The organism is Streptomyces sp. GbtcB6 (assembly GCF_019091475.1).
GTDB classification, from domain to species: Bacteria; Actinomycetota; Actinomycetes; order Streptomycetales; family Streptomycetaceae; genus Streptomyces; species Streptomyces hyaluromycini.
The window spans coordinates 11933-34794 of record NZ_JAGXJL010000023.1; the positions used below are offsets into that span (position 1 = coordinate 11933).

At 71.3% G+C, this 22862-nt stretch carries 19 protein-coding genes; 12 read left to right on the plus strand and 7 right to left on the minus strand.

Annotation, left to right across the window (positions count from 1 at the left end):
- Nucleotides 1–39 precede the first annotated feature (39 nt).
- Nucleotides 40–1542 (plus strand): SDR family NAD(P)-dependent oxidoreductase, encoded by a 1503-nt coding sequence (locus KVT45_RS32510; protein ID WP_217552731.1) that lies wholly within the window; start codon nt 40–42, stop codon nt 1540–1542.
- Between the two features lie 82 nt (nt 1543–1624).
- Here KVT45_RS32510 and KVT45_RS32515 read toward each other — a convergent pair whose 3' ends face one another.
- Both KVT45_RS32515 and KVT45_RS32520 read right to left on the minus strand, forming a co-directional pair.
- Entirely contained in the window at nt 1625–2395 is a 771-nt protein-coding gene (locus KVT45_RS32515) for an SDR family oxidoreductase (RefSeq protein WP_217552732.1), read from the minus strand.
- A 25-nt stretch (nt 2396–2420) separates the two neighbouring features.
- Nucleotides 2421–2798, minus strand: a complete 378-nt coding sequence (locus KVT45_RS32520) for a hypothetical protein (RefSeq protein WP_089106037.1) — start codon at nt 2796–2798, stop codon at nt 2421–2423.
- A gap of 485 nt (nt 2799–3283) precedes the next feature.
- Here KVT45_RS32520 and KVT45_RS32525 point away from each other — a divergent pair, with 485 nt between their 5' ends.
- Both KVT45_RS32525 and KVT45_RS32530 read left to right on the plus strand, forming a co-directional pair.
- Nucleotides 3284–3457, plus strand: coding sequence for a hypothetical protein (locus KVT45_RS32525; protein WP_107436349.1), 174 nt, complete (start codon nt 3284–3286; stop codon nt 3455–3457).
- Nucleotides 3458–3515: 58 nt separating this feature from the next.
- Nucleotides 3516–3998, plus strand: a complete 483-nt coding sequence (locus KVT45_RS32530; RefSeq protein ID WP_217552733.1) for a GNAT family N-acetyltransferase — start codon at nt 3516–3518, stop codon at nt 3996–3998.
- Nucleotides 3999–4023: 25 nt separating this feature from the next.
- Here KVT45_RS32530 and KVT45_RS32535 read toward each other — a convergent pair whose 3' ends face one another.
- The 3 genes from KVT45_RS32535 to KVT45_RS32545 form a co-directional block, all read right to left on the minus strand.
- Nucleotides 4024–4980 (minus strand): SDR family NAD(P)-dependent oxidoreductase, encoded by a 957-nt coding sequence (locus KVT45_RS32535; RefSeq protein ID WP_217552734.1) that lies wholly within the window; start codon nt 4978–4980, stop codon nt 4024–4026.
- A 56-nt stretch (nt 4981–5036) separates the two neighbouring features.
- Nucleotides 5037–5927 carry an MBL fold metallo-hydrolase gene (locus KVT45_RS32540; protein WP_217552735.1) on the minus strand — a complete coding sequence of 297 codons (891 nt, stop codon included), beginning with the start codon at nt 5925–5927 and terminating at the stop codon, nt 5037–5039.
- Between the two features lie 89 nt (nt 5928–6016).
- Nucleotides 6017–7000, minus strand: coding sequence for an aldo/keto reductase (locus KVT45_RS32545; protein WP_217552736.1), 984 nt, complete (start codon nt 6998–7000; stop codon nt 6017–6019).
- A gap of 101 nt (nt 7001–7101) precedes the next feature.
- Here KVT45_RS32545 and KVT45_RS32550 point away from each other — a divergent pair, with 101 nt between their 5' ends.
- On the plus strand, nt 7102–7683 hold the full coding sequence (locus tag KVT45_RS32550; protein ID WP_217552737.1) for a TetR/AcrR family transcriptional regulator: 582 nt from the start codon (nt 7102–7104) through the stop codon (nt 7681–7683).
- 49 nt (nt 7684–7732) lie between these two features.
- Here the strand turns inward: KVT45_RS32550 and KVT45_RS32555 are convergent, their stop codons facing one another.
- Nucleotides 7733–9076, minus strand: a complete 1344-nt coding sequence (locus KVT45_RS32555; protein ID WP_217552738.1) for an amidase — start codon at nt 9074–9076, stop codon at nt 7733–7735.
- A 256-nt stretch (nt 9077–9332) separates the two neighbouring features.
- On the opposite strand from KVT45_RS32555, the gene KVT45_RS32560 reads away from it, so the two are divergent.
- The 3 genes from KVT45_RS32560 to KVT45_RS32570 are packed head-to-tail and all read left to right on the plus strand — an operon-like array spanning nt 9333 to nt 15118.
- Nucleotides 9333–11720, plus strand: a complete 2388-nt coding sequence (locus tag KVT45_RS32560) for an alpha-L-fucosidase (protein ID WP_217552853.1) — start codon at nt 9333–9335, stop codon at nt 11718–11720.
- Nucleotides 11713–13563 carry a family 20 glycosylhydrolase gene (locus tag KVT45_RS32565; protein ID WP_217552739.1) on the plus strand — a complete coding sequence of 617 codons (1851 nt, stop codon included), beginning with the start codon at nt 11713–11715 and terminating at the stop codon, nt 13561–13563. The genes KVT45_RS32560 and KVT45_RS32565 overlap by 8 nt, the downstream gene beginning before the upstream one ends.
- Nucleotides 13564–13579: 16 nt before the next feature.
- Entirely contained in the window at nt 13580–15118 is a 1539-nt protein-coding gene (locus KVT45_RS32570) for an alpha-L-fucosidase (RefSeq protein WP_217552740.1), read from the plus strand.
- Between the two features lie 92 nt (nt 15119–15210).
- Here KVT45_RS32570 and KVT45_RS32575 read toward each other — a convergent pair whose 3' ends face one another.
- Nucleotides 15211–16218, minus strand: a complete 1008-nt coding sequence (locus KVT45_RS32575) for a LacI family DNA-binding transcriptional regulator (RefSeq protein WP_217552854.1) — start codon at nt 16216–16218, stop codon at nt 15211–15213.
- Between the two features lie 263 nt (nt 16219–16481).
- Between KVT45_RS32575 and KVT45_RS32580 the strand changes: the two genes are divergently transcribed.
- Genes KVT45_RS32580 through KVT45_RS32600 form a run of 5 tightly spaced genes read left to right on the plus strand, consistent with a single transcriptional unit; the run spans nt 16482 to nt 22836 of the window.
- A complete protein-coding gene (locus KVT45_RS32580; protein WP_217552741.1) occupies nt 16482–17774 on the plus strand; it encodes an extracellular solute-binding protein in 1293 nt (430 codons plus the stop codon).
- Nucleotides 17775–17781: 7 nt separating this feature from the next.
- Nucleotides 17782–18669 carry a carbohydrate ABC transporter permease gene (locus tag KVT45_RS32585; protein ID WP_217552742.1) on the plus strand — a complete coding sequence of 296 codons (888 nt, stop codon included), beginning with the start codon at nt 17782–17784 and terminating at the stop codon, nt 18667–18669.
- Complete coding sequence (locus KVT45_RS32590) at nt 18666–19556, plus strand: carbohydrate ABC transporter permease (RefSeq protein ID WP_217552743.1); 891 nt, start codon at nt 18666–18668, stop codon at nt 19554–19556. Before KVT45_RS32585 ends, KVT45_RS32590 begins: the two co-directional genes overlap by 4 nt.
- A gap of 26 nt (nt 19557–19582) precedes the next feature.
- Nucleotides 19583–20830 (plus strand): glycosyl hydrolase, encoded by a 1248-nt coding sequence (locus KVT45_RS32595; protein ID WP_217552744.1) that lies wholly within the window; start codon nt 19583–19585, stop codon nt 20828–20830.
- On the plus strand, nt 20827–22836 hold the full coding sequence (locus KVT45_RS32600; protein WP_217552745.1) for an endo-beta-N-acetylglucosaminidase: 2010 nt from the start codon (nt 20827–20829) through the stop codon (nt 22834–22836). The genes KVT45_RS32595 and KVT45_RS32600 overlap by 4 nt, the downstream gene beginning before the upstream one ends.
- The last annotated feature ends 26 nt before the right edge of the window (nt 22837–22862 follow it).

Sequence of the window (22862 nt, forward strand, 5' to 3'; positions counted from 1 at the left end):
GTCGGAGCGCCGCTGGTGGACCAGGGAAGCGGCAGCGCGATGACGGTGACACAGGACGGCACGACGGCCGAGGACGCGGTGGAGGCCGTCGTCCACGGCCCCGGCATCGACCCCGAGCGGCTCGCCGTCTGCCTCAGCGTGCTCGAGGAACTGGACGAGCTGGAGGTCGACCACCCGGACGCCATCACGGTGCGCCGGGCCACGGCCGGCATCTACCGCACGGTCAAGCAGCGCCGCCGCCAGGAGCGCCGGGCCGCCAAGACCGCCCACGACAAGGCGGTCACCGAGGCCACCGCGACCGGCTCCGCCGAGCGCATCGACGACGAGACCGAGGGCCTGCTGCCCTCGTCCCGGACCGAGGAGGGCAGGGTCGCGGGGATACTCCAGCGACCGCGCTCCTGCTACACCTGCAAGACCCGCTATGTCGAGGTCGACTACTTCTACCACCAGCTCTGTCCGGACTGCGCCGAGCTGAACCGTGCCAAGCGCGACGCCCGCGCCGACCTGACCGGCAAGCGCGCCCTGCTCACCGGCGGCCGCGCCAAGATCGGCATGTACATCGCGCTGCGGCTGCTGCGCGACGGCGCCCACACGACCATCACCACACGCTTCCCGAAGGACGCCATCCGCCGCTTCAAGGCGATGGAGGACTCCGCGGACTGGCTGCACCGGCTGGAGGTCGTCGGCATCGACCTGCGCGACCCGGCGCAGGCCGTCGCCCTGGCGGAGCAGGTCGCCGAGGCCGGCCCGCTCGACATCCTGATCAACAACGCGACCCAGACCGTCCGCCGGCTGCCCTCCGCCTACGCGGCCCTGGTCGAGGGCGAGAGCGCCCCGCTGCCCGCCGGCGAGCTCCCCGCCCACCACGTCATCGGCGCCTTCAACTCCGGAGCCGTCGACGGCATCGCCGCGCTGCCCCTCGGCATGAGCGGCCTCGACGCCCAGAAGGTCGCCGACCTCGCCCTGGTCGCGGGCAACGCCAGCGTGGCCCGGCACCTCGACGGCACCGCCATCGACGCGGGCGGCCTCGTCCCGGACGTCGTCGACACCAACACCTGGGTGCAGACCATCGACCAGATCTCCCCGGTGGAGCTCCTGGAGACCCAGCTCTGCAACTACACGTCGCCGTTCATCCTGATCAGCGCGCTCCGGCCGGCCATGGCCGGGGCCGCGAAGAAGGCGGCGCGCGGCCGGTCCTACGTGGTCAACGTCTCAGCGATGGAGGGCGTCTTCGGCCGCGGCTACAAGGGCGCCGGGCACCCCAACACCAACGCGGCCAAGGCGGCCATGAACATGGTCACGCGGACCAGCGCGGCGGAGATGTTCCAGACCGACGGCATCCTCATGACCTCCGTCGACACGGGATGGATCACCGACGAGCGGCCTCACTTCGACAAGCTGCGGCTGGCCGAGGAGGGCTTCCACGCCCCCCTCGACCTGATCGACGGCGCGGCCCGCGTCTACGACCCGATCGTCCTCGGCGAGCAGGGCGAGGACGTGTACGGGGTCTTCCTGAAGGACTACGCGCCCGGCAAGTGGTGAGCCCTGCTTGGCCGTGCGGGTGCGTGGGGGCTGGTCGCGCCCGCGCGGCGGCAGCCGCAGATCGGAACAGCCCCGCGCCCCTTCAGCCATGGATACGCGCCGCTCTCACCCTCGTACCGCCGTCCACCAGCACGTCTGCTCCAGTCACCCACCTCGCGGCGTCCGAGGCCAGCCACAGCACCGCCCCCGCCACGTCCTCCGGCTCTCCGATCCGCCCCAGCGGCAGGCCGTCGGCGATCTCCTGTTCCCGTGGTTCCCACATGAAGCGGGCCATCTCCGTGCGCACCAGGCCCGGTGAGACCGAGTTCACCCGCACCCGGGGTGCCAGTTCACCCGCCAGCTGCTGGGTCAGGTGCAGGAGTGCGGCCTTGCTGGTGCCGTACGCACCCACGTGGGGGCCGACGTGCGCCGCGCCCTCCGTGCAGATGTTGATCACCGAGCCGCCGTGCTCCCGCATCCAGCCGCGCCACGCGCACTGCGTCAGCCGCAGCGGTGCCTCCACGTTGACCGTGAACGCCTCCCGCCACAGGCCCAGGTCGGCGTCCATGAGCGGGCCGTACGGGCGGTTGGTCGCCGCGTTGTTGACGAGGACGTCCAGCCGACCGAACTCGGTCAGCGCCAGCCGGGTCAGCTCCCGGGCGTGCTCCGGCTCGGCGACGCTGCCGGCCAGGCCGACCCCGCCCAGCTCCGTGGCCGTGCGCCGTACCTCGTCCGCGTCCCGCGCGCTCACGCACACCAGCGCTCCGGCCGCCGCGAGCGCCTCGGCGACCGCGCGCCCGATCCCGCGGGTGCCGCCGGTGACCACGGCCGCCCGGCCCCTGAGCCCGTACGACGGCCCGTGCGATGACGTCATCGCCGTACCGTCTCATGACGGAACGTCAGTCGACAGCCCCCAGGCGGGAGTTGCGGGCGGCGACCAGTTCCAGGACGGTCCGCCAGTCCTCCAGGACGCCCGCGTCGAAGCCCGCGGTGCGGCTCTCCTCGTCGGCCTGGCGTAGTCGCAGCACATCGTCGTCGGTGGCGGCGCCGTCCCCGCGGACGAGGTGGTAGACGCGTTCCCCGAGCAGGTGGCGTACCGCGTGTGCGGCGCCGTCGGCGGGGCCGAGCAGTTCCTCGACGCCGTGCACCAGGCCTGCCACCTGGAGTTCCTTGTCGGCGGGGCGGCCGCGGCGCAGCAGGGCCGCGGTGCGCAGCGCGCGTTGGTGCCGGCAGGCGTACAGCAGATCCATCAGCTCCTCGACGCTGCGCAGCTCCATGCGTCAGTCCTTCCGCGAGACAGCCGTTGTCCTGCGCCATCGGATCATGTCGAGTTTTCGACCCGGCCAACGCAACCTGAACTGCACAGCCTGTGAAGGGAGCGGGGGTCTACGTGATCGAAGGCGTGTTCGTATGAATAGGCCGAGCGAGTGGTTCGTAAACAGGGCATCATGTTACGAACGGGTGCATTTCCGGGTCGTCGAAGTGCGCAACGACTCGCGATAGTTACACCTTGTTTGCACTCCCTATCGAGCGGACCCCTGCTCATTTGGTTAATCTATAGAGGACGGACAGCAACTAGGGGTCCCACCCACACCCACGGTCCGTCCCGGGGCAAGCCGGTCGACAACGGCCTGCTCTCCTGAGAATCACCGGCGCCACCGCGTCCGAACTGGCCTTCCATCCAGACCCGAGCGGGCGCCCGGCACCGGAACGCAGACCGTCCGGTACGCCCCGAGGGTGACCGACACATAAGGAGTGCGCGGTGACACCTGAGAAGACGAATCGCGAGCAGCGCCCCAAGGAACGCACGGAGCGCGCGGGCACCCGGCCCGGACAGCTCGGCAGCCTCGACGTGTGGGCACGGTCCGCCCCGATCCGCCTCGCGGGCTACGAGGAGGACCTCGCCGAGCCCCACATCCTGCCGAGTGTGGACTGACCGGCCGGTCAGTCCCGTCGCGATCGCCGACGCGCATGGGCGTGCGAGACTCACGCCCATGCTGATCAGAGAAGCCACCGCGGCCGACTGGCCGCAGATCTGGCCCTTCTGGCACCGGATCGTCGCCGCCGCCGACACCTACGGCTGGGACCCCGACACCTCTCAGGAGGCGGCCCGCGCCCTGTGGATGAGCCCGGCGAAACGTGTCTACGTCGCCGAGGACCCCACCGGAGCCGTCGTCGGCTCCGCCTACCTGACCCCCAACTACGGGGGGCCCGCCGCAGGTGTCGCCAACGCAGGCTTCATGGTCGACCCCGACCGGGGCGGCCGGGGCATCGGGCGCGCGCTCGCCGAGCACGTGATCGCCGAGGCCCGGGCGCACGGCTACCGGGCGATGGTCTTCAACGCCGTCGTCGAGACCAACCCCGCCGTGGCCCTGTGGACCTCTCTCGGCTTCACGATCCTCGGCACGGTCCCACGCGCCTTCGACCACCCGAAACACGGCCCGGTCGGCCTGCACATCATGTACCGCGCCCTGTGACCCGGCCGGCCGGCGCCTTCGGGCCCTAGCCGATCAGCGCCTCGGACACACGCCACAGCCGGGCCGCGTTGTCCCGGTCCAGGGCGTACGGGGCGGCCCCGCCGACGTTGGTGCCGCGCTCGGTGACGGGCTTCGCCTCCGCGCAGTCCTCGAAGTAGCGGCCGCTGACGCCCGCCACCGTCGGCGATCCGGCCAGCAGCACCGAGGTCGCGGCGCCCTGCTCCACGGTCTTCTGCGGCGGCAGCGCGATGGCGCCCGAGGCGACGAAGTCGGCGATCTCCTGCATGTCCATGTGCCGGGCCAGGTTGGTGTCCGCGATGTTGCCCGGCATCAGGGCGTTCGCCGTGATGCCGTCGTCGGCCCAGCGTTCCGCTGCGGCGACCGCGAACAGGATGTTGGCGGTCTTCGACTGGCCGTAGGAGGTCCACGGGTCGTAGGGGCGGAACCGGTAGTCCAGGTCGTCGAAGACGACGGGGGAGAAGAGGTGGCCGGTGGAGCTGACCGAGACGATCCGGGCGCCGTCGGCCGCCGCCAGGGCCCGGTGGAGGCCGGTGGTGAGGGCGAAGTGGCCCAGGTGGTTGACGCCGAACTGCTGCTCGCGGCCGTCGGGGGTGCGGGTGATCTCCTGCGGGGCCATCACACCGGCGTTGTTGACCAGGATGTGCAGCGGGCCCTGCCAGTCGGCCGCGAAGGCCGCGACCGTCGACCGGTCGGCCAGGTCCAGCAGTCCCACGGTCAACTTGCCCGAGCCGGGCGGAAGTTCGGCCTCCAGGCGAGCGACCACGCGGTCACCCGCCGCGGTGTTGCGCACGGCCAGGGTGACGTCGGCGCCGGCCGAGGCGAGCGCGCGGGCCGTCTCCACGCCGATTCCGGAGCTGGCTCCGGTCACCACGGCCCGGCGGCCGTGCAGCTCGACGCCGTCGACGACCTCGGCGGCGGTGGTGGTGGCACCGAAGGTGCCGGGGGTCTGGGGTACGGACATGAGGGGTGTCTCCTGTCGATGGGTGGGGGGTGTGGCCGGGACTCGCCCCGGCCGGATCACCGGGAGGAAGCCGGCGAGTCGCCGACGGGGGTCCAGATGCGCGTGCCTCCGGCCCGGGTGACACGGCCGAACACGTCGTCCGTGAGGTGCCCGGCCGCGATGACCGTGTCCGGCCGCCCGAGCAGCCGGTCGCGGACCTCCCGGGCCTGGTCGGGGGCGACGTCGGAGGCGAAGGCCAGATCGGGGTCCGCGATCTGGGCGGGGGAGTGCAGGACGTCGCCGACGATCCAGACCTCCTCGGTGCCGCGGCCCGACGGGTCCCGTACGACGACCGCCAGGTGGCCGGGGGTGTGTCCGGCGGTGGCCTCGACGGTGACCCCGGGCGCGAGCAGGTCGCCGCTGCCGACGAACTCGACGACACCCCGGAGCGGCTTGAGCACCGCATCGGGGTCCGGTCCGCCCAGCGTGGCCTCCCTGGTCGTCCAGTACTGCCACTCGGCCTCGGACATGAGGTGGCGGGCCCCGGCGAAGGTGAGCCCGGTGGGCGCGGCCGTCGCCGGGGCGCCGGGGAGCGGCGCGACGTCGCTGGTCCAGCCGACGTGGTCGAGGTGCAGGTGGGTGTAGACGACCGTGTCGATGTCGCCGGCGGACAGTCCTTCGGCGGCGAGGTTCCGGAGCAGCTCGCCGCCTTCGAGACGGGCGATGCCGGGGACGTCCACGTCGATCTTCCCGGCGGCCAGGTCCACGAGGATCTTCCGGTCCCCGGCCTGGATCAGGAACGATCCGAAGGTGAGGATGAGCTGCCCGTCCTCCAGGTGGCCCGGGTGCGTCGTCCAGTCCACGCCGGGGAACAGGGTGTCGGGGTTGTGGGCGCCGAAACCGTCGGGGAGGTAGGTGATCGTCGTGTCGCCGATGGTGATGCGGGACCGCTTGGCGGGCTGAGGCATGGTGATGACCTTTTGAAGTGCTCTTGAAGTGCACTTGAAGTGCGTTGGCGGCTTTTTGGGTTTCCGGAGGGCAGGGGAGGCGCCGGCGGTCAGCCGTTCAGGGTCCCCATGTGCTCCGGCGCGTAGCGTTCGCCGGTGACCGCGCCGTGCGGGGCGACCGCCTCGATGGCGGCGAGGTCGTCCGCGGTGAGGGTGACCTCGGTGGCGGCGATGTTCTCCTCCAGGTAACGGCGGCGCTTGGTGCCGGGGATGGCGACCGCGCCCTGGTGCTGGACCCAGGCGAGGGCCAGCTGGGAGGGGGTGACGCCCTTGTCGGCGGCGAGCCTGCGGACCTCGCGGACCACGTCGAGGTTGCGCTGGAAGTTCTCGCCCTGGAAGCGCGGGTCGGTACGGCGCCAGTCGTCCGCGGCGAAGTCGTCGGGGCTGGTGATCGCGCCGGACAGGAAGCCGCGCCCCAGCGGGGAGTAGGCGACCAGGCCGATGTTCAGCTCCCGGAGGGTGTCCAGGACGCCGTCGTGCTCGATGCCGCGCTCGAAGAGGGAGTACTCGATCTGCAGGGCGGCGACCGGGTGGACCGCGTGGGCGCGCCGGATGGTCTGCGCGGAGGCCTCGGAGAGACCGATGTGCCCGATCTTGCCCTCGGCGACCAGCTCGGCCAGGGCGCCGACGGTCTCCTCGATCGGCACCTTGGGGTCGATACGGTGCAGGTAGTAGAGGTCGACGTGGTCGGTGCCGAGGTGGCGCAGCGACCGGTCCAGTGCGTGGCGCACGTACTCCGGCGTGCCGTTGAGGCCGACGACCTGACCGTCGTCGGTGATCTCCACGCCGGTCTTGGTCGCGACCACGGCGGACTCCCGGCGCCCGGCCAGCGCCTTGCCGAGCAGCTGCTCGTTGACGAAGGGGCCGTAGCTCTCGGCGGTGTCCAGCAGGGTGACGCCGAGCTCCAGCGCCCGGTCGACGGTGGCCAGCGACTCGGTCTCGTCGGTGGCGCCGTAGAAGACGCTCATACCCATGAGGCCGAGGCCCTGGACGCCGACGGTCAGGCCCTGGCCGCCCAGTGCGCGCTGTTCCATGAGGTTCCTCGATTCCATAACTAACTGGATAGATACCTAGACCGTAGGCCTGCCCGTCGGCGATGTCAATAACTGGATAGTTACTTGCTAGGGTGGTGCCCATGTCACGGGATTCCAGCGCCACCAAGGCCCGGCTGCTCGACGCGGCCTTCCGGGAATTCGCCGCCTACGGCATCGCCGGTGCCCGGGTGGACCGGATAGCCGAGGCCGCCGGGGCGAACAAGCGGCTGATCTATGTCTATTTCGGCAACAAGGAACAGCTCTTCGACGAGGTGCTGCAACGAGCGATGACGGCGGGCGCCGAGTCCGTGCCGTTCGACGTCGAGAACCTGCCCGGATACGCCGGCGCGATCTTCGACCACCTGGTCGCGCGGCCGGACCTGATGCGCCTGCGACTGTGGAAGCTGCTGGAGCGACCCTCCGCCACCGGACTCGAACAGGACGCGTTCCGGAACAAGGCGGCCCTGGTGGCCGAGGCGCAGCAGCGCGGCGACCTCGACCCGGCCATGGCCCCGGACGACCTTCTGACCATGGTGCTCGCCGCGGCCCAGGCCTGGTTCTGGGCCGCCGAGGGCGTCGACCCCAAGGAGGTCAGCGAGTCCTGGCCCGAGGAGCGGCTGGCCCTGCACCGTGCGGCGGTCGTCGAGGCGGCCCGCCGGATGACCGAGCCGAAGAAGCCGTAGTACGCCGCCCTGCGGGATCGTTCGAGAGACCGGGTCCGGCTCCCGGGTGCTAGTCGACAGGCGCCGTCCGCTGCCACGGACGCAGCGTCTCCAGCTGCTGGGCCACCTCCAGCAGGACCGCCTCCGAGCCCGGCCGGCCCACCAGCTGTACGGCGCAGGGGGCGCCCGAGGGCAGCGTGCCGAACGGGACCGACATGGCCGGCCAGCCGGTGAGGTTCCAGGCCGGGGTCAGGGGGGAGTAGTTGGAACCGGCCAGGGCGTTGCGCAGCCAGCCCCGCTCGTGCCAGGGGGCCGCCCGGGGGGAGCGGCGGGCCAGGGCCGGGGTGAGCAGCACATCGTGCTCGGCGAAGAACGGGGCGAGCCGGGCGCGCAGCCGCTCGCGGGCGTCGCCCGCCTGGACCCCGCGCAGGAAGCGGCGCCCGATGGCCGCGTGCACCCGGGTCCGCCGGGCCAGCAGGGCGGGGTCCAGGCCGGCCGCGTCCACAGCCGTCCCGGCGGTCCAGTGCCGGATCGCGGTGACACCGATCGACACCGGGTACGGCGGCTCGGCGCGCCGCAGCTCGTGCCCGGTGCCCGCCAGCAGCCCGGCCGCCTCCGTCACGGCGTTCGTATACGGCTTGCTGACGGTCACGCCGACCAGCGGGCTGCGCAGCGAGACGGCGATCTTCCGCGGTGTGCGCTGCCCGTCGCCCTCGAACTCCTTCTCCGCCAGCACCGCGAGCACCAGCCGGGCGTCCGCCACGGTGGTCGCCAGCGGCCCGTTCTCCGACATGCCGAACCAGTCGCCGTTGCCGATCCCGGCCGGCACCACGCCGAACCCCGGCTTGATGGTGACCAGGCCGCAGTTGGCCGCCGGGATCCGCAGCGAGCCCATGCCGTCGTTGCCGAGGGCGATCGGCGCCAGCCCGGCGGCGACCGCGGCCGCGCTGCCGCCCGAGGAGCCGCCCGCGTTGCGCCCGGGGTCCCAGGGGTTGCGGGTGATGCCGTTGAGCCCCTCGGTGGTGCCGAAGACACACAGCTCGGGCACGTTCGTCAGCCCGATGACCACCGCGCCCGCCGCCCGCAGCCGGGCCACGGTGACATGGTCCGCGTCGGCGGGTGTGTCCGGCATCGCGGCCGAGCCGTCCAGGTGCGCCTCGCCGCGCACCGCCAGGTTGTCCTTCACCGCCAACGGCACCCCGGCGAGGGGGAGTTCGGCGAGGTCGGCGCGGGTCGCGACCTCGTCCGCCTCCGCCAGTGCCGCGTCCGCCCGGACCTTGCGGAACGCGCCGATCCGCCCGTCGAGGCGGGCGATCCGCTCCAGATGCCCTGCGACCACCTCCCGGGGAGTGACCCGCTTCTCGCGTACGGCGGCGGCGATCTCGGCGGCGGTCCGGCCGGTCCAGCTGGTCACGGGCGCTCCTCGGGGGTGCGGAAAAGCTGCTTACTCGTCGGTACGAAAGGGCACTCTGCCCCGCCGCGGGCTTCGCGTCGAGAGCCCCCGCGCCCGGAGACGGCGACCCGGTGCGCTGCGGGCCGCTCGCCGAGGCCAGTGCTCCTCTCACAGGTCATCCGACGACTGGCTCAACTCCCGTCCGTGCACGCCCCATTGACAGGCTCATGGGCCCGCTCAATCATCAGACATCCGATGAATGGAGCCGCTCATGAGCATGTCTCCCTACCCAAGACGTCAGGTTCTGGAGGTCGCGGCGGGGGTCGTCGCGGCGGCCGCCCTGCCCCTCGCCACGCCGGCCGAGGCACGCGCCGCGACGACCGAGGCACACACCGCCGAGCCGGCCGGTGGGCGAACCGCCGGTGCGGCGGCCGCGTCGTCCTGGGTTCCGGTCCCCGTGCCGATCCCGGTACCGCTCGACTCCCTGTTCGACAACGACGGGATCGACACCGCCGCCGCCCGGGGCGGTGACTTCGACGGCTCCGGCTACACGTTCCCGGGCGAGGAACTCCCGGCCGGCCGGATCGAGGTCGACGGCGTCCCCTTCGACTTTCCTGCCGCGACGGCGGGCGCCAAGAACAACGTTGTCGCGCTGGGCCAGCGCGTCGAATTTCCGCAGGGCCGCTACCTGTCGGCCGTCTTCCTCACCTCCGGCAGCTACGGCAACGCGTCCGGAACGGCCACCGTCCACTACGCCGACGGCACGACCAGCACCGGGGGTCTGAGCGGCGGCGACTGGTACGCGGTGGGCGGATCGCTGTCGGCGCCGTACCGCTACCAGCCGGACGGCGGCAAGGACGCGCACAGCGTCGGCATCGGCACCTCCGAGGTGTGGATCGACCCGCAGCGCGAGGCCGTCGCCCTCACCCTGCCGGTCACCAACCCGGCCGAGGCGGGCAGGACCGCCCTGCACGTCTTCGCGCTCTCCCTCCAGCCCGTGGCCCAGGGACGGGCACTGGCCCTGCGCGACGCCCGGTCCACCAGTTCCCTGCTCGACGCCTCCGGCGCCCAGAGCGTCGAGGCCACCGTCGTCAACGCGGGCACCGTGGCGATCCTGGCGGGCGACGCGGTGTCCGTGCGCGTCGACGTCCCCGGCGCCCGCACCGTCGAGCCCGCCCGCATCCGCCGCCTCGACCCCGGCGAACAGGCACGCGTCCACGTCGGCATCCGCAACCGCACGGGCACCGCCCCCGGCACCGCGCAGGACGGCACGGTGAGCGTCCGCGGCCGCGGCACCCAAGTCGCCGTGAGCAAGAGCACGTTGACGCTCGGCACCGCCGACTACCAGCCCACCGAGACCTCGTTGGCCGGCCACCGGGCGCCGTACTGGTTCAACGACGCCAAGTTCGGCATCTTCATCCACTGGGGCGTCTACGCGGTACCGGCCTGGGCGCCGGTCGGGGTGCAGTACGCCGAGTGGTACTGGGACCAGATGCAGGACCCGAACAACCCGACGTACGCCTATCACCGGGACACCTACGGCACGGACTTCGCCTACGACGACTTCATCCCGCGCTTCACCGCGGAGAAGTTCGATCCGCGTGCCTGGGTGGAGCTGTTCCGGGACGCCGGTGCCCAGTACCACGTGCTGACCTCCAAGCACCACGAGGGCTTCGCCCTGTGGGACACCAAGGTCTCCGACCGCAACGCGGTCAAGATGGGCCCGAAACGGGATGTCGTCAAGGAACTGTTCGAGGCGTCCCGGCGGTACACCCCCGAACTCCATCGCGGCCTCTACTTCTCCATGCCCGAGTGGTTCAACCCCGACAGCCCCTGGATGGGCCACGCCCCGCGCAACCCGTACACCCTGGATCCGCTGCCGTACACCGGATACACCGCGGGCAAGGACTTCGTGCGGGACTACCAGGCCCCGCAGATGCTGGAACTGGTCCACGGCTACGACCCGGAGATCATCTGGTGCGACATCGGCGGCGACAACGACAGTGTTCATGTCCTCGCCGAGTACTTCAACCACGCCAAGAACCGGGCCCGCCCCATCGACGTGACCGTCAACGACCGCTCGGGCATCGGCTTCCACGACTACACGACGCCCGAGTACACGACGTACGCCGACACGGTCGTCGCCAAGTGGGAGGCCAGCCGCGGCCTCGACCCCCGCAGCTACGGCTACAACCAGGCGACCCCGGACGGCTCCTACATGACCGCCGAGGAGGTCGTGCACAGCCTCGTCGACATCGTCTCCAAGAACGGCAACTTCCTGCTCGACATCGGCCCGCGCGCCGACGGCACCATCCCGGAGATCATGCAGACCCGGCTGCGTGAGACGGGCGCCTGGCTCGCCGTCAACGGCGAGGCGATCTACGGGACCACGTACTGGTCGCGCATGGCCCAGCTCGGCGACGACCTGCGGTTCACGGTCCGCCCGAACGAGGCCTTCTACATCCACTCCCTGACCCGGCCGGGCGCCAAGCTCACCGTCGAGGCCCCGGTGCCGGTCCGCGCCGGCGACAAGGTGACCATGCTCGGCCACGGCCGGCCGCTGACCTGGACCGTCGCCAACGGGGCCCTGGTGATCGACGTGCCCGAGGCGGCGCGCAGGGCGGGACAGCATGTGTGGGTGTTCAAGGTGGAGTGGCATGCGTGAGGTCGGACAGCGGCTGCTGCGGCTCCTCGGGGCCGCGGCGGCACTGACCCTGCTGATGGCGGCACCGACCGCGGCGGTGCCGCGGGAGCGGCAGGCGGCCACGCCGGTCACCGTGCCCGCGCTGACCAACTGGACTCCGGCAAACGGGAGTTACGCGTTCAGCTCCGGTGCGCGTCTCGTCGCCTCCGACGCGGCCGAGCGCAAGGTCGCCGACACCCTCGCCGGCGATCTCCGGGCGGCCGGACACGGCGTGGTCCCGGTCGTCGGGGGCGCCTCCCGCCCCGGCGACATCGTCATCGACGTCCGCCCGTCGGCACGGCCCGCGCTGGGCATCGAGGGCTACGAACTCGGCGTCGGCCGACGGCTGTCCATCACCGGCGCGACGGAGACCGGCGCCTTCTACGGCACCCGCACCCTGCTCCAGCTGCTCGCCCAGGGCGACCGGATCCCCGCCGGGCACACGACCGACGTGCCGCGCTACCGCGAGCGGGGCGTCGGCGTCTGCGCCTGCTACATCCACGTCTCCCTGCCCTGGCTGGAGAACCTGGTCCGCGAGATGGCGTACCACAAGCTCAACCAGCTGCTCCTGGAGCTGAAGGTGAGGAGCGACGCCCATCCCGAGGCCAACACCTGGGGTTACTACACCAAGGACGAGATACGGCGCCTGGTCGCCCTCGGCGGCCGCTACCACGTCGAGATCGTCCCCGAGATCAACTCCCCGGGCCACATGGACCCGTGGATCGAGAACCGGCCGGACCTCCAGCTCACCGACTCCGACGGCGCCAAGCAGCCCGCCCGGCTCGACGTCACCCAGCAGGCCGCCTTCGCCTACTACACGAGCCTGATGGACGAGTACGCCCAGGTCTTCACCGCGAAGTCCTGGCACATGGGCGCCGACGAGTACATGCTCGGCTCCGACTACGCCAAGTACCCGCAGATGCTGAAGTACGCGCAGGACAAGTACGGCCCGAACGCCACCCCGCAGGACGCGTACGTCGACTTCGTCAACCGCGTCCAGGCCTACGCGGCGAGCAAGGGCCGGCACCTGCGCATCTGGAACGACGGCCTGACCGGCGCCAACACCGTCCCCGTGGCCGCCGGGACCACCGTCGAACACTGGCTGAACGTGGCGGTGAAACCCAGTCAGCTGATCGCCCAGGGCTATGCGGTGATGAACGCGTCCTACTCCCTCTACCTCGTCCGCGGCGGCTTCCACACCGACACCGAAGCCCTGTACGACCAGAGTTGGGACCCGCGGTCCTTCGAGGGCGAGAAACTCGCCTCCGCCGACGGCATCACCGGCGCGAAGATCAGCCTCTGGCCGGACAACGGCAGCGGTGAGACCGAGAACGAGGTGGCCGTCGAACTGCGGCCCGCCCTGCGCCACATCGCCCAGGCCACCTGGGGCGACCCCCACCCAGACGCCACCTACGCGGAGTTCACCGCACGCGGCACGGCCGTCGGACCCGCACCCGGCCTGCGGGACCTGACCGAGGTGCCGGTACCGGACGGGACGTACACCTTCCGGGCGGACGGGGTGTCCTACCGGGCGGCGGTCCTCCGCACCGCCGACGGCTACGCGACCCTGCGCGGCGCCGACGGCTGCCTGGAGATACGCGGCGGCAAGCTCACACTCAACGCCCCGCTCCAGCCCGGCGTGGCGGCGACCTGGGAGCCGTGCGACGGCCAGAACACCTTGCAGCGCTGGGAGTTGGAGCCGACGGCGACTGGCTACCACCTGATCAACGCGATCACCCGCATGGCGCTGGCCGTGACGGACGACGGCCGGCCGGTGCAGTACCCGCCCGACCAGCACGCCCCCGCCCTCTGGCACCTCTCCTGACCCGAGGAGCACGCCCATGGATCTCTCGAGACGCGTCTTCGTCACCTCGGCGGCGGCCGTGGCGATGACGACCGGACTTCCGGCCCTCCCGGCCGCCGCAACCGCGGACACCGACCTCTCCCGTATCCCGGTCGGCCCCGACGACACCGAGGCCGACCTGGTCCGCAAGGCCTCCCGGGTCCGCCCCACCGCGCGGCAGATCACCTGGCAGGCCCTGGAACGCACCGCCTTCCTGCACTTCGGCGTCAACACCTTCACCGGCCTGGAGTGGGGCACCGGCGACGAGGACCCGGACGTCTTCCAGCCCACCAGCCTCGACACCGACCAGTGGGCCCGCGCCCTGCGCGACGGCGGCTTCCGGCTGGCGATCCTCACCGTCAAACACCACGACGGCTTCGTCCTCTACCCGTCCCGGTACACCGACCACACGGTGGCGAGCAGCAGTTGGCGCGACGGCCGGGGCGATGTCCTGCGCTCCTTCGCGGACTCCATGCGCCGCCATGGCCTGAAGGTCGGCGTCTACATCTCACCGGCCGACGAGAACCAGTACCTGCACGGCGTCTACGCCAACGGCAGCGCACGGACCGCCCGGACGATCCCGACCCTGGTGGCGGGCGACGACCGCTCGCCGGACCGGTACTTCACCCTCGCGGGCACCGACTACGGCGCCCACATGCTCAACACCCTCTACGAGGTGCTCACCGAGTACGGCCCGGTGGACGAGGTCTGGTTCGACGGCGCCCAGGGCCACATCCCGCCGGACAAGGTGGAGGACTACGACTGGGACAGCTGGTACACGCTGGTGCGGTCGCTCGCGCCGGACGCGGCGATCGCGGTCACCGGACCCGACCTGCGCTGGGTCGGCAACGAGGGCGGACTGGCGCGCGAGGACGAATGGAGTGTCATCCCGGTCAAGGAGAACCAGTACGGGCGCACGGACTGGGCCCTTTCCTACGACACCGCCGACGAGGGCAGCCGGACCGCGCTGGTCGCGGCTCGGCCGAAGACCGACTACCTCCAGTGGTGGCCGGCCGAATGCGATGTGTCGATCCGGGACGGCTGGTTCTACCACCCGGACCAACAGCCTAAATCCGTCGACGAGTTGACCGAGATCTACTTCGGCTCGGTCGGCCGCAACGCCGTCCTGCTGCTCAACGTCCCACCGGACACGGACGGTCTGCTGCACGACACGGACGTGACCCGGCTGCGCGAGTTCCGCGACCGAGTGGACCGGGAACTGCCGGCGGACCTGGCGCGGGGTGCGTGCCGATCGGTGACGCCGGGCGGGGTGACCGTGGACCTGGGCCGGGAGCGGGAGGTGGACCGGGTCCGGTTGGCCGAGGACATCCGGTACGGGCAGCAGGTGGAGGGATTGGTGGTCGAGGCGTACGCGGCGGGTTCCTGGTCCCGGGTGGCCGCGGCCGGAACGGTCGGCGCGAGCAGGATCCTGCGACTCGCGGAACCGGTACGGGCCCGGCACTGGCGAGTGCGGGTCACGGCGGCGCGGGCCGCGGTGCGCTTCGCGGAGTTCGCGCTGCTCCGGTCGTCGGTCTAAGCGGACCTGACCGCGCCCCGTAGGGGCGCGGGGAACTGCGCGACCAGCCCCCACCGGCCCGCGGTGAATGAACGGCATGACCAGCGGATCGCTCAGGCTCGGGCGGGTGCCGTGCTGCCCCGTACCGTCAGCCGGGGCACCGGCACCCGTACCGCCCGTGCCGCGCCCCCGTCCAGCAGTGCCGTCAGTTCCCGTGCCGCCGTGCGGCCGAACTCCGTGCTGTCGCGGGAGAGGGCGGAGAGCCAGGGTTTGACCATGCGGCACAGGGCCGAGTCCTCCCAGGAGACGACGGAGACGTCGTCCGGTACCGCGTAGCCGAGTTCGGCCGCCGCAGCGACCCCGGCCACCGCCATCACGTCGTTGTCGTAGATCAGGGCCGTCGGGGGCGGGGTCGCGCGCAGGACGCGGCGGGTGACGGCCGCGCCCTCGGCGTCCGAGTAGTCGGTGGTGACCGAGTGGACCTCGCCCAGGCCGCGCCGGCCGGCCTCGGCGCGCAGGGTGCGGATACGGCGCTGGGTGTGCGCGAGACCGGGCAGGCCGGCGATGTGGACGATGCGCCGGTGGCCGAGACCGGTCAACTCGTCGACCACCGACGCCATCGCGGCCGCGTCGTCCGCCCACACCGTGGACAGCCCCGGGTGCCGGTCGTCGGGTGCGCCGCCGATCACCACGGCGGGCAGGCCCAGTTCGTCGAGCAGGTCGGGGCGCGGGTCGTCGGCCCGCGGGTCCACCATCAGGATGCCGTCGACGCGGTGCTCCGCCCACCAGCGGCGGTAGACCGCGCACTCGTCGGCGACGTCCTCCGCCATCTGGAAGAGCAGACCGAGATGGCGTTCGGCGAGCACCTCCTGGATGCCCGAGACCAGTTGGAGGAAGAAGGAGTCCACGCCCAGCGAGTGCGCGGGGCGGGCGAGGACGAAGCCGACCGTGGCCGCGCCCTCGCCGGAGAGGGCACGGGCGGCCGTGCTGGGGCGCCAGCCGAGCTGCTCGGCGACCCGGTGGACCCGGGCCCGGGTCGTCTCGGAGACCCCGGGGCGGCCGTTGAGCGCGAAGGAGACCGCGCTCTCGGAGACTCCGGCGCGGCGCGCGATGTCCTTCATCGTCGGCCGGCGCGCGGGGACGCGTTTCTCCGCCAACTCACTTCCTCATTCGGTCTGGACGGCGATCTGCTAATGCGCTTGAGTTCAAACACCCTAAAGCGTATTAGTGATCGACCGCAATACGCTCGTAACACCTTGCTGAACAGGGGTTTTGAGACACTAATGACTTTAGCTGCGCCGAATCCATTGACTGGTGGTGGAAACGGCGTGCAAGGTCTGGCGCGGCACCTTCGGCCGACCCCGCTGCAAAGGAGCAACGGACCATGCGTATCTCTCGCAGAGCCTTCGTCCTCGCCGCTGCCGCCGTCCTCGCCCTGCCGCTGAGCGCCTGCGGTTCCGGCGGGGACGACGGCGGTTCCTCCGACGCCTCGGGCAAGGTCGAGGGCGACATCACCTTCCAGACCTGGAACCTGCGCGCCAACTTCAAGTCGTACTTCGACGGCCTGGTCGCGGACTTCGAGAAGAAGTACCCGGGCACCCATGTGAAGTGGATCGACCAGCCGGCCGAGGGCTACGCCGACAAGATCAGCGCGGACGCGGCCGGCGGCACGCTTCCCGACGTCGTCAACGTCTCCCCGGACCTGGTCGCCCCGCTCGTCAAGGCGGGCCTCGCCCTCGACCTCGACAAGGCGGCGGGCAAGTACAGGTCCAAGTACCTGGCGGGGGCGTGGGCCAGCCACCAGATACCGGGGACGAGCGGGACGTACGCCTTCCCCTGGTATCTGAACACCGGACCGCTGTTCTACAACAAGACCCTGTTCAAGCAGGCCGGGCTCGATCCCGACCAGCCGCCGAAGACGTACGACGAACTCTTCGCCGACGCCCTGAGGATGGCGCAGCAGAGCGACGGGAAGGTCGCCACCCTCGCCAACGTGCCGACGATCGAGGACTTCGGGCGGTACGGCTCGCAGCTGATGAACAAGGCGGGGACCGGGTTCGCCTTCAACGATGCCAAGGGGGTCGAACTGCTCACCAAGTACAAGGAGTTGTACGACGCCAAGGCGCTCGACCCGCAGGCGCTGACCGCCACCCCCGAGTCCACCGGCAAGAAGTTCCTCACCGGGGCCGTCGCCATGAACCCCGGCAGCGCCCTCGACCTCGACAACTTCAAGAAGCAGGCGCCGAACCTGTACAAGAACATCGGCATCACCGACCAGATCACCAGCACCGGGCACGTCAACATGTACGTGATGGGCGTGATGGTCAACTCCAGGACCAAGCACACGGCGGCGTCCGTCGCCTTCGCGCACTTCGTGACCGACGCGCAGAACCAGATGTCCTTCGCCAAGAAGGTCGCCATCTTCCCGAGCACCGCCGGCTCCCTCGACGACCCGTACTTCACCAAGGAGGACGGCACCGACGAGACCCGGGTGCGCATCGCCGCCGCCAAGTCGCTGAAGAACGCGGTCAACTACACACCGGTGTTGTTCAGCGACCAGATGAAGACCGCGCTGCGCAACGAGGTGGCCAAGACGCTGCAGGGCAAGGAGAGCCCCAAGACGGCCCTCGACAACGCTGTCAAGGCATGCGACCGGCTGCTCCAGCAGGAGGGCTGACGACCCGATGGCCGACGTCTCTCGCGTGCGGCGCCAACTGCCCACCAGCCCCTGGCTGTTCGCCGCCCCCGGGCTGCTGGTCGTCGGCGCCTTCGTGCTCTACCCGTTCGTCTCGACGGTGGTCAACTCCTTCACGGACCGCCGCACCCTGATCCCGGGCCGCTTCGTCGGCCTCGCCAACTTCCGCGAACTGATCCACGACGACATGTTCTGGACCGGCCTGCGCAACAGCACCCTGTACATCGCCGGGGTGGTGCCCGCTCTCGTCGTCCTGCCCCTGCTGCTCGCCCTGCTGGTGCAGAAGAACATCCCGGGCATCACCTTCTTCCGGTCCGCCTTCTACACCCCGGTCGTCGCCTCGATCGTCGTGGTGGGGCTCATCTGGGTGTGGCTCCTGGACGAACGCGGCCTGGTCAACTCGCTGCTGGAGGCCGTCGGGATCGGCCGGGTCGGCTTCCTCAGCGACCAGTGGCTGCTCCTGCTGAGCGCGATGGCGGTCACGGTCTGGAAGGGCCTCGGCTACTACATGATCATCTATCTGGCGGCGCTCGCCAACGTGCCGCGCGAGCTGCACGAGGCCGCCGCCGTGGACGGCGCCGGAGCGGTCCGCCGCTTCCTCACCGTCACCGTGCCCGCCGTGCGCTCCACCATGGTGCTGGTCGCCGCGCTCTCCTCGGTCGCCGCCTTCAAGACGTTCTCCGAGGTCTACCTGCTGGCAGGGCCCGACGGCGGCCCGGCCGGCGAGGACACCACCCTCGTCATGCTCGTCCAGCAGACCGGCACCGGACTCACCGGCCGGGTCGGCTACGCCTCGGCGCTCTCCGTCGTCGTCTTCGTCGTGGCGGTGGCGCTGATGCTCCTCGTCCTGCGCGCCGACCGGAGGGAGCGGACATGAGCACCGCCACCCGGTCCCCGACCCGCGCCGGCAGAGCGGCCGTCACCGACGAACACGGGCGCCGCATCGGGATCGGCGAACTCGTCCTGCGGTACGTGCTGCTGCTGGTCGTCCTGGCCATCACGGTCGGGCCGTTCCTGTGGCAGCTGTCCACCTCGCTCAAGGGCCCGACCGAGGACATCTTCAGTTCGCCGCCCAGCTTCCTGCCGGAACACCCCACCCTGCACAACTACCGGCGGGTCGCCGACACCATCCCCGTCTGGGACTACGCCCTCAACTCCCTGAAGGTCGCGAGCGCGAGCGTGGTGACCAACTGCGTCGGCTCGGCGCTCGCCGGCTACGCCCTGGCCCGGCTGCGCTACCGCGGCCGCCGGATCGCCACCCTCGTGTTCATCCTCGCGATGCTGGTGCCCGTGGAGGGCATCATCATCGCCCAGTTCACCACCATGCGTGAACTCGGCCTCAACAACACCCTGATCGGCGTCGTCCTGCCCGGCTCGATCGGCGCCATGAACGTGCTGCTGATGCGCAACGCCTTCCTCAACCTGTCGTACGAGATCGAGGAGGCGGCCTACGTCGACGGCGCCAACGCCTGGCAGCGGTTCCTGCGGATCGCCCTGCCGTCGGTGAAGGGCACCCTCGCCGTGGTCGCGATCTTCGCCTTCATGGGCGCCTGGGACGACTTCCTGTGGCCGCTCATCGTGCTCAGCGACCCCTCCAGGTTCACGCTCACCGTCGGCCTGAACTACCTGCACGGCACCTTCGCCAACGACGAACGGCTCGTCGCCGCCGGCACCGTGATCGCCGTGGCCCCGCTCATCGCCCTGTTCGCCTGCCTCCAGCGGTACTTCTTCCGCGGGGTCGGCGAAGGCGCCGTCAAAGGCTGAACACCCCGTTCCCGCAAGGAGACCGCATGCCTCCTGCCGTGCGCTTCGGCGTCAACTACACCCCCAGCGAAGGGTGGTTCCACCACTGGCTCGACTTCGACCTCGACTCCGTACGCGCCGACCTCGACTCGATCGCCGCGCTCGGCCTGGACCACATCCGGGTCTTCCCGCTGTGGCCCTACTTCCAGCCCGACCGCACCCTGATCCGCCCCCGCGCCGTCGAGCAGCTCCTCGCCCTCGCCGACGCGGCGGCCGAGCGCGGCCTGGACGTCAACGTCGACGGTCTGCAGGGGCATCTGAGCAGCTTCGACTTCCTGCCCGCCTGGACCCGTACCTGGCACCGGCGCAACCTCTTCACCGACCCGCAGGTCGTCGAGGGCGAGGCCGCCTATCTGCACACCCTCGCCGCGGCCCTCGCGGACCGGCCCAACTTCATCGGGATGACCATCGGCAACGAGGTCAACCAGTTCGCCGCAGGACCGCATCCCGACCCCGACCGGATCAGCGAAGCCGAGGCGGAGCAGTGGCTCCGACGGCTGCTGGCCGCCTGCGCCGAGGGCGCCCCCGGCGGGCTGCACCTGCACGCCTCCTACGACGCCGCCTGGTACCAGGACGACCAGCCCTTCACCCCCGCCCACTCGGCCCGCCTCGGTGACATCACCGCCGTGCACTCCTGGGTGTTCAACGGCACCGCCCAGCGGCACGGCCGCACCGCCCTCCAGACCGAGCAGCACGCCGCATACCTGGTCGAGTTGAGCAAGGCCTGGGCCGAGGACGCGCACCGGCCCGTCTGGCTCCAGGAGGTGGGCGCGCCCGCGCCGCTGATCCCCGCCGAGCACGCGGCGGCCTTCGCCGAGGCGACGATCACCGCCGTACTGGACTGCCCCGACCTGTGGGGCATCACCTGGTGGTGTTCCCACGACGTCAGCCGGAGCCTCGCCGACTTTCCCGAACTCGAATACGGGCTCGGCCTGTTGACCAACGACCGCAAGCCCAAGGGCATCGCGCACGTCCTCGCGGCGGCCGAGTCCAGGGCGGCGACGACGCGCGGCACGGCGCTCGTCGTGCCCTCCGAACCGGCCCTGCGCTCCCGGTGCGCGCCCGGCGGACCTGTCTTCGACGCCTGGTTCCGGCTCGCCGCCGACGGCGCCCGCCCCACCACCGTCCTCGACACACGCGCCGCCGACCGGGAGCATCTCACCGCGCGCGGTATCACCGAAGTCGTCACGCCCGACCAGGTTCTCCCCACCCCACAAGGAGGCACCCGTTCGTGAACCCCAGCAGACGCACCGTCCTCATCGCCGCCACCGCGGCGGCCTTCTTACCCACCCCCGCCATGGCCGCCACCGCGAAGGCCACCGCGGCCGCCACCACGGCCACCCCGCCCTACGCGTCCTACTTCTACCCGGACTCGTTTCCCTCCGGCAGCCCGGGCACCGGTATCACCTGGCGCAGTCTGAAGACCTGGACGGCGGCCGGCGACACCGACCTCGCCTTCAACGCCGCCTCCGTGCCGCTCGCCGCCCGCTTCACCCCGACCCCCGCCAACACCACCGCCCGCTCCGGGCAGGCCCGCATCCAGTCGCTGGTGTCCTTCGGGCCCACCTCCAGCAACCCGTCCCAGGGCTCCGCCACCGCCGACTACTACGCCCTCACCCACTGGGCGTACCTCGACGAACTGGTCTTCTGGGGCGGCTCGGCGGGAGAGGGGCTGATCCTCGCCCCGAACGCGCCGATCGTCGACGCGGCCCACCGGCACGGCGTACCCGTCCTCGGCAACATCTTCCTGCCGCCCACCGCCTACGGCGGCCAGCTCCAGTGGACCCGTGACCTCGTCCAGACGGACACCACCGGGCACTACCCCCTTGCGGCCCAGCTCGTCGCCCTGGCCGCCGCCTACGGCTTCGACGGCTGGTTCGTGAACGCCGAGACCAGCGGCGGCAACACCGCACTCGGCACCGCCATGCTCGGCTTCGTCACCGAGCTCAAGTCCCTCGCGGCGGCCCGGGGCCAGCGGGTCACCTGGTACGACGCGATGACCGTCAACGGCACGGTCAGCTGGCAGGGCGCGCTCAACAGCCAGAACCAGTCGTTCTTCCAGGCCGCCGACGACATGTTCGTCGACTTCCGGTGGAGCGCCTCGACCCTCGCCTCGTCGGGCACGAAGGCAGTACAACTCGGGCGCAGCCGCTACGAGTTGTGGGCCGGGGTCGACGTGGAGTCCAACGGCTCCAACATCTCCGTGAACTGGGACGCGATGGTGCCCAGCGGCTCGGAGCACCTCACGTCCGTCGGCTTCTACCGGCCCGAGTGGACCCGCAACCACCTCCCCGCGAGCCGTACCCCCGGCGACTTCCACGCGGCCGACGACCGGTTCTGGACCGGGCGGTCACTGGACCCGTCCCGGCCCGACGGCACGGATCCCTGGCGGGCGCCGGCGGTCTGGTTGGCGGACCGGTCGACGGTGTCGGCGGTGCCGTTCGCGAGCGCCTTCAACACCGGGCACGGGCTGCGCTGGTACGAGGACGGCGAGGTCACCTCGGACACGGCCTGGAACCACCTCGGCCTGCAGGACCGGCTGCCCTCGCGGCGGTGGGCGGTCCGGACGGCGGGCACCAGTCCGGCCGTGACCTTCGACTTCGCGGACGCCTGGCGGGGCGGCAGCAGCGTGCTGGTCAACGGTGCGCTGGACCAGCCCGCGGTACTGGACCTCTACGCGACCCAGCTCCCGATCACGGCCCAGACGGTTGTCGAGCTGACGTACCGGACCGACGCCGGGAGCGTGGACGTAGAGCTCGCCGTCGCCACCGCCGAGCCGACCGGCGCCGGTGCGGCACCGCCGTACACCTATCTGCCGGTGGACTCGGGAGACGGCTGGTCGACCGCGACCGTGCCGCTGACCGGTCTCTCCGGCACCGTCCACGCCCTCGGTGTCCGCCTCACCGCGACCGACGGGCCCGTCCAGTGGCGGCTCGGCGCGATCGCCGTACTGGAGGCGCCGAGCACCCCCGCCGCTCCGGCCAACCCGCAGATCACGGCGGCCGACGGCGGCAGCCTGCGCCTCGCCTGGGACGCCGCGCCCGGCGCCGTGCGGCACTACACCCTGCACCGGCTGTTGGCGGACGGCACCCGGCGCTTCCTCGGCGCCACCGGCCAGCGGGCCTATTTCCTGACCGGTCTCCAGCCGGAGCAGGGCGAGTCGACGGCACGGTTCGAAGTGCGTGCCGTAGGGGAGCTGTACACCTCGTCGGACCCCGTCACCGTCACGCACACCTGGTAACCGGTAACCAACAAACGGAGCACCCC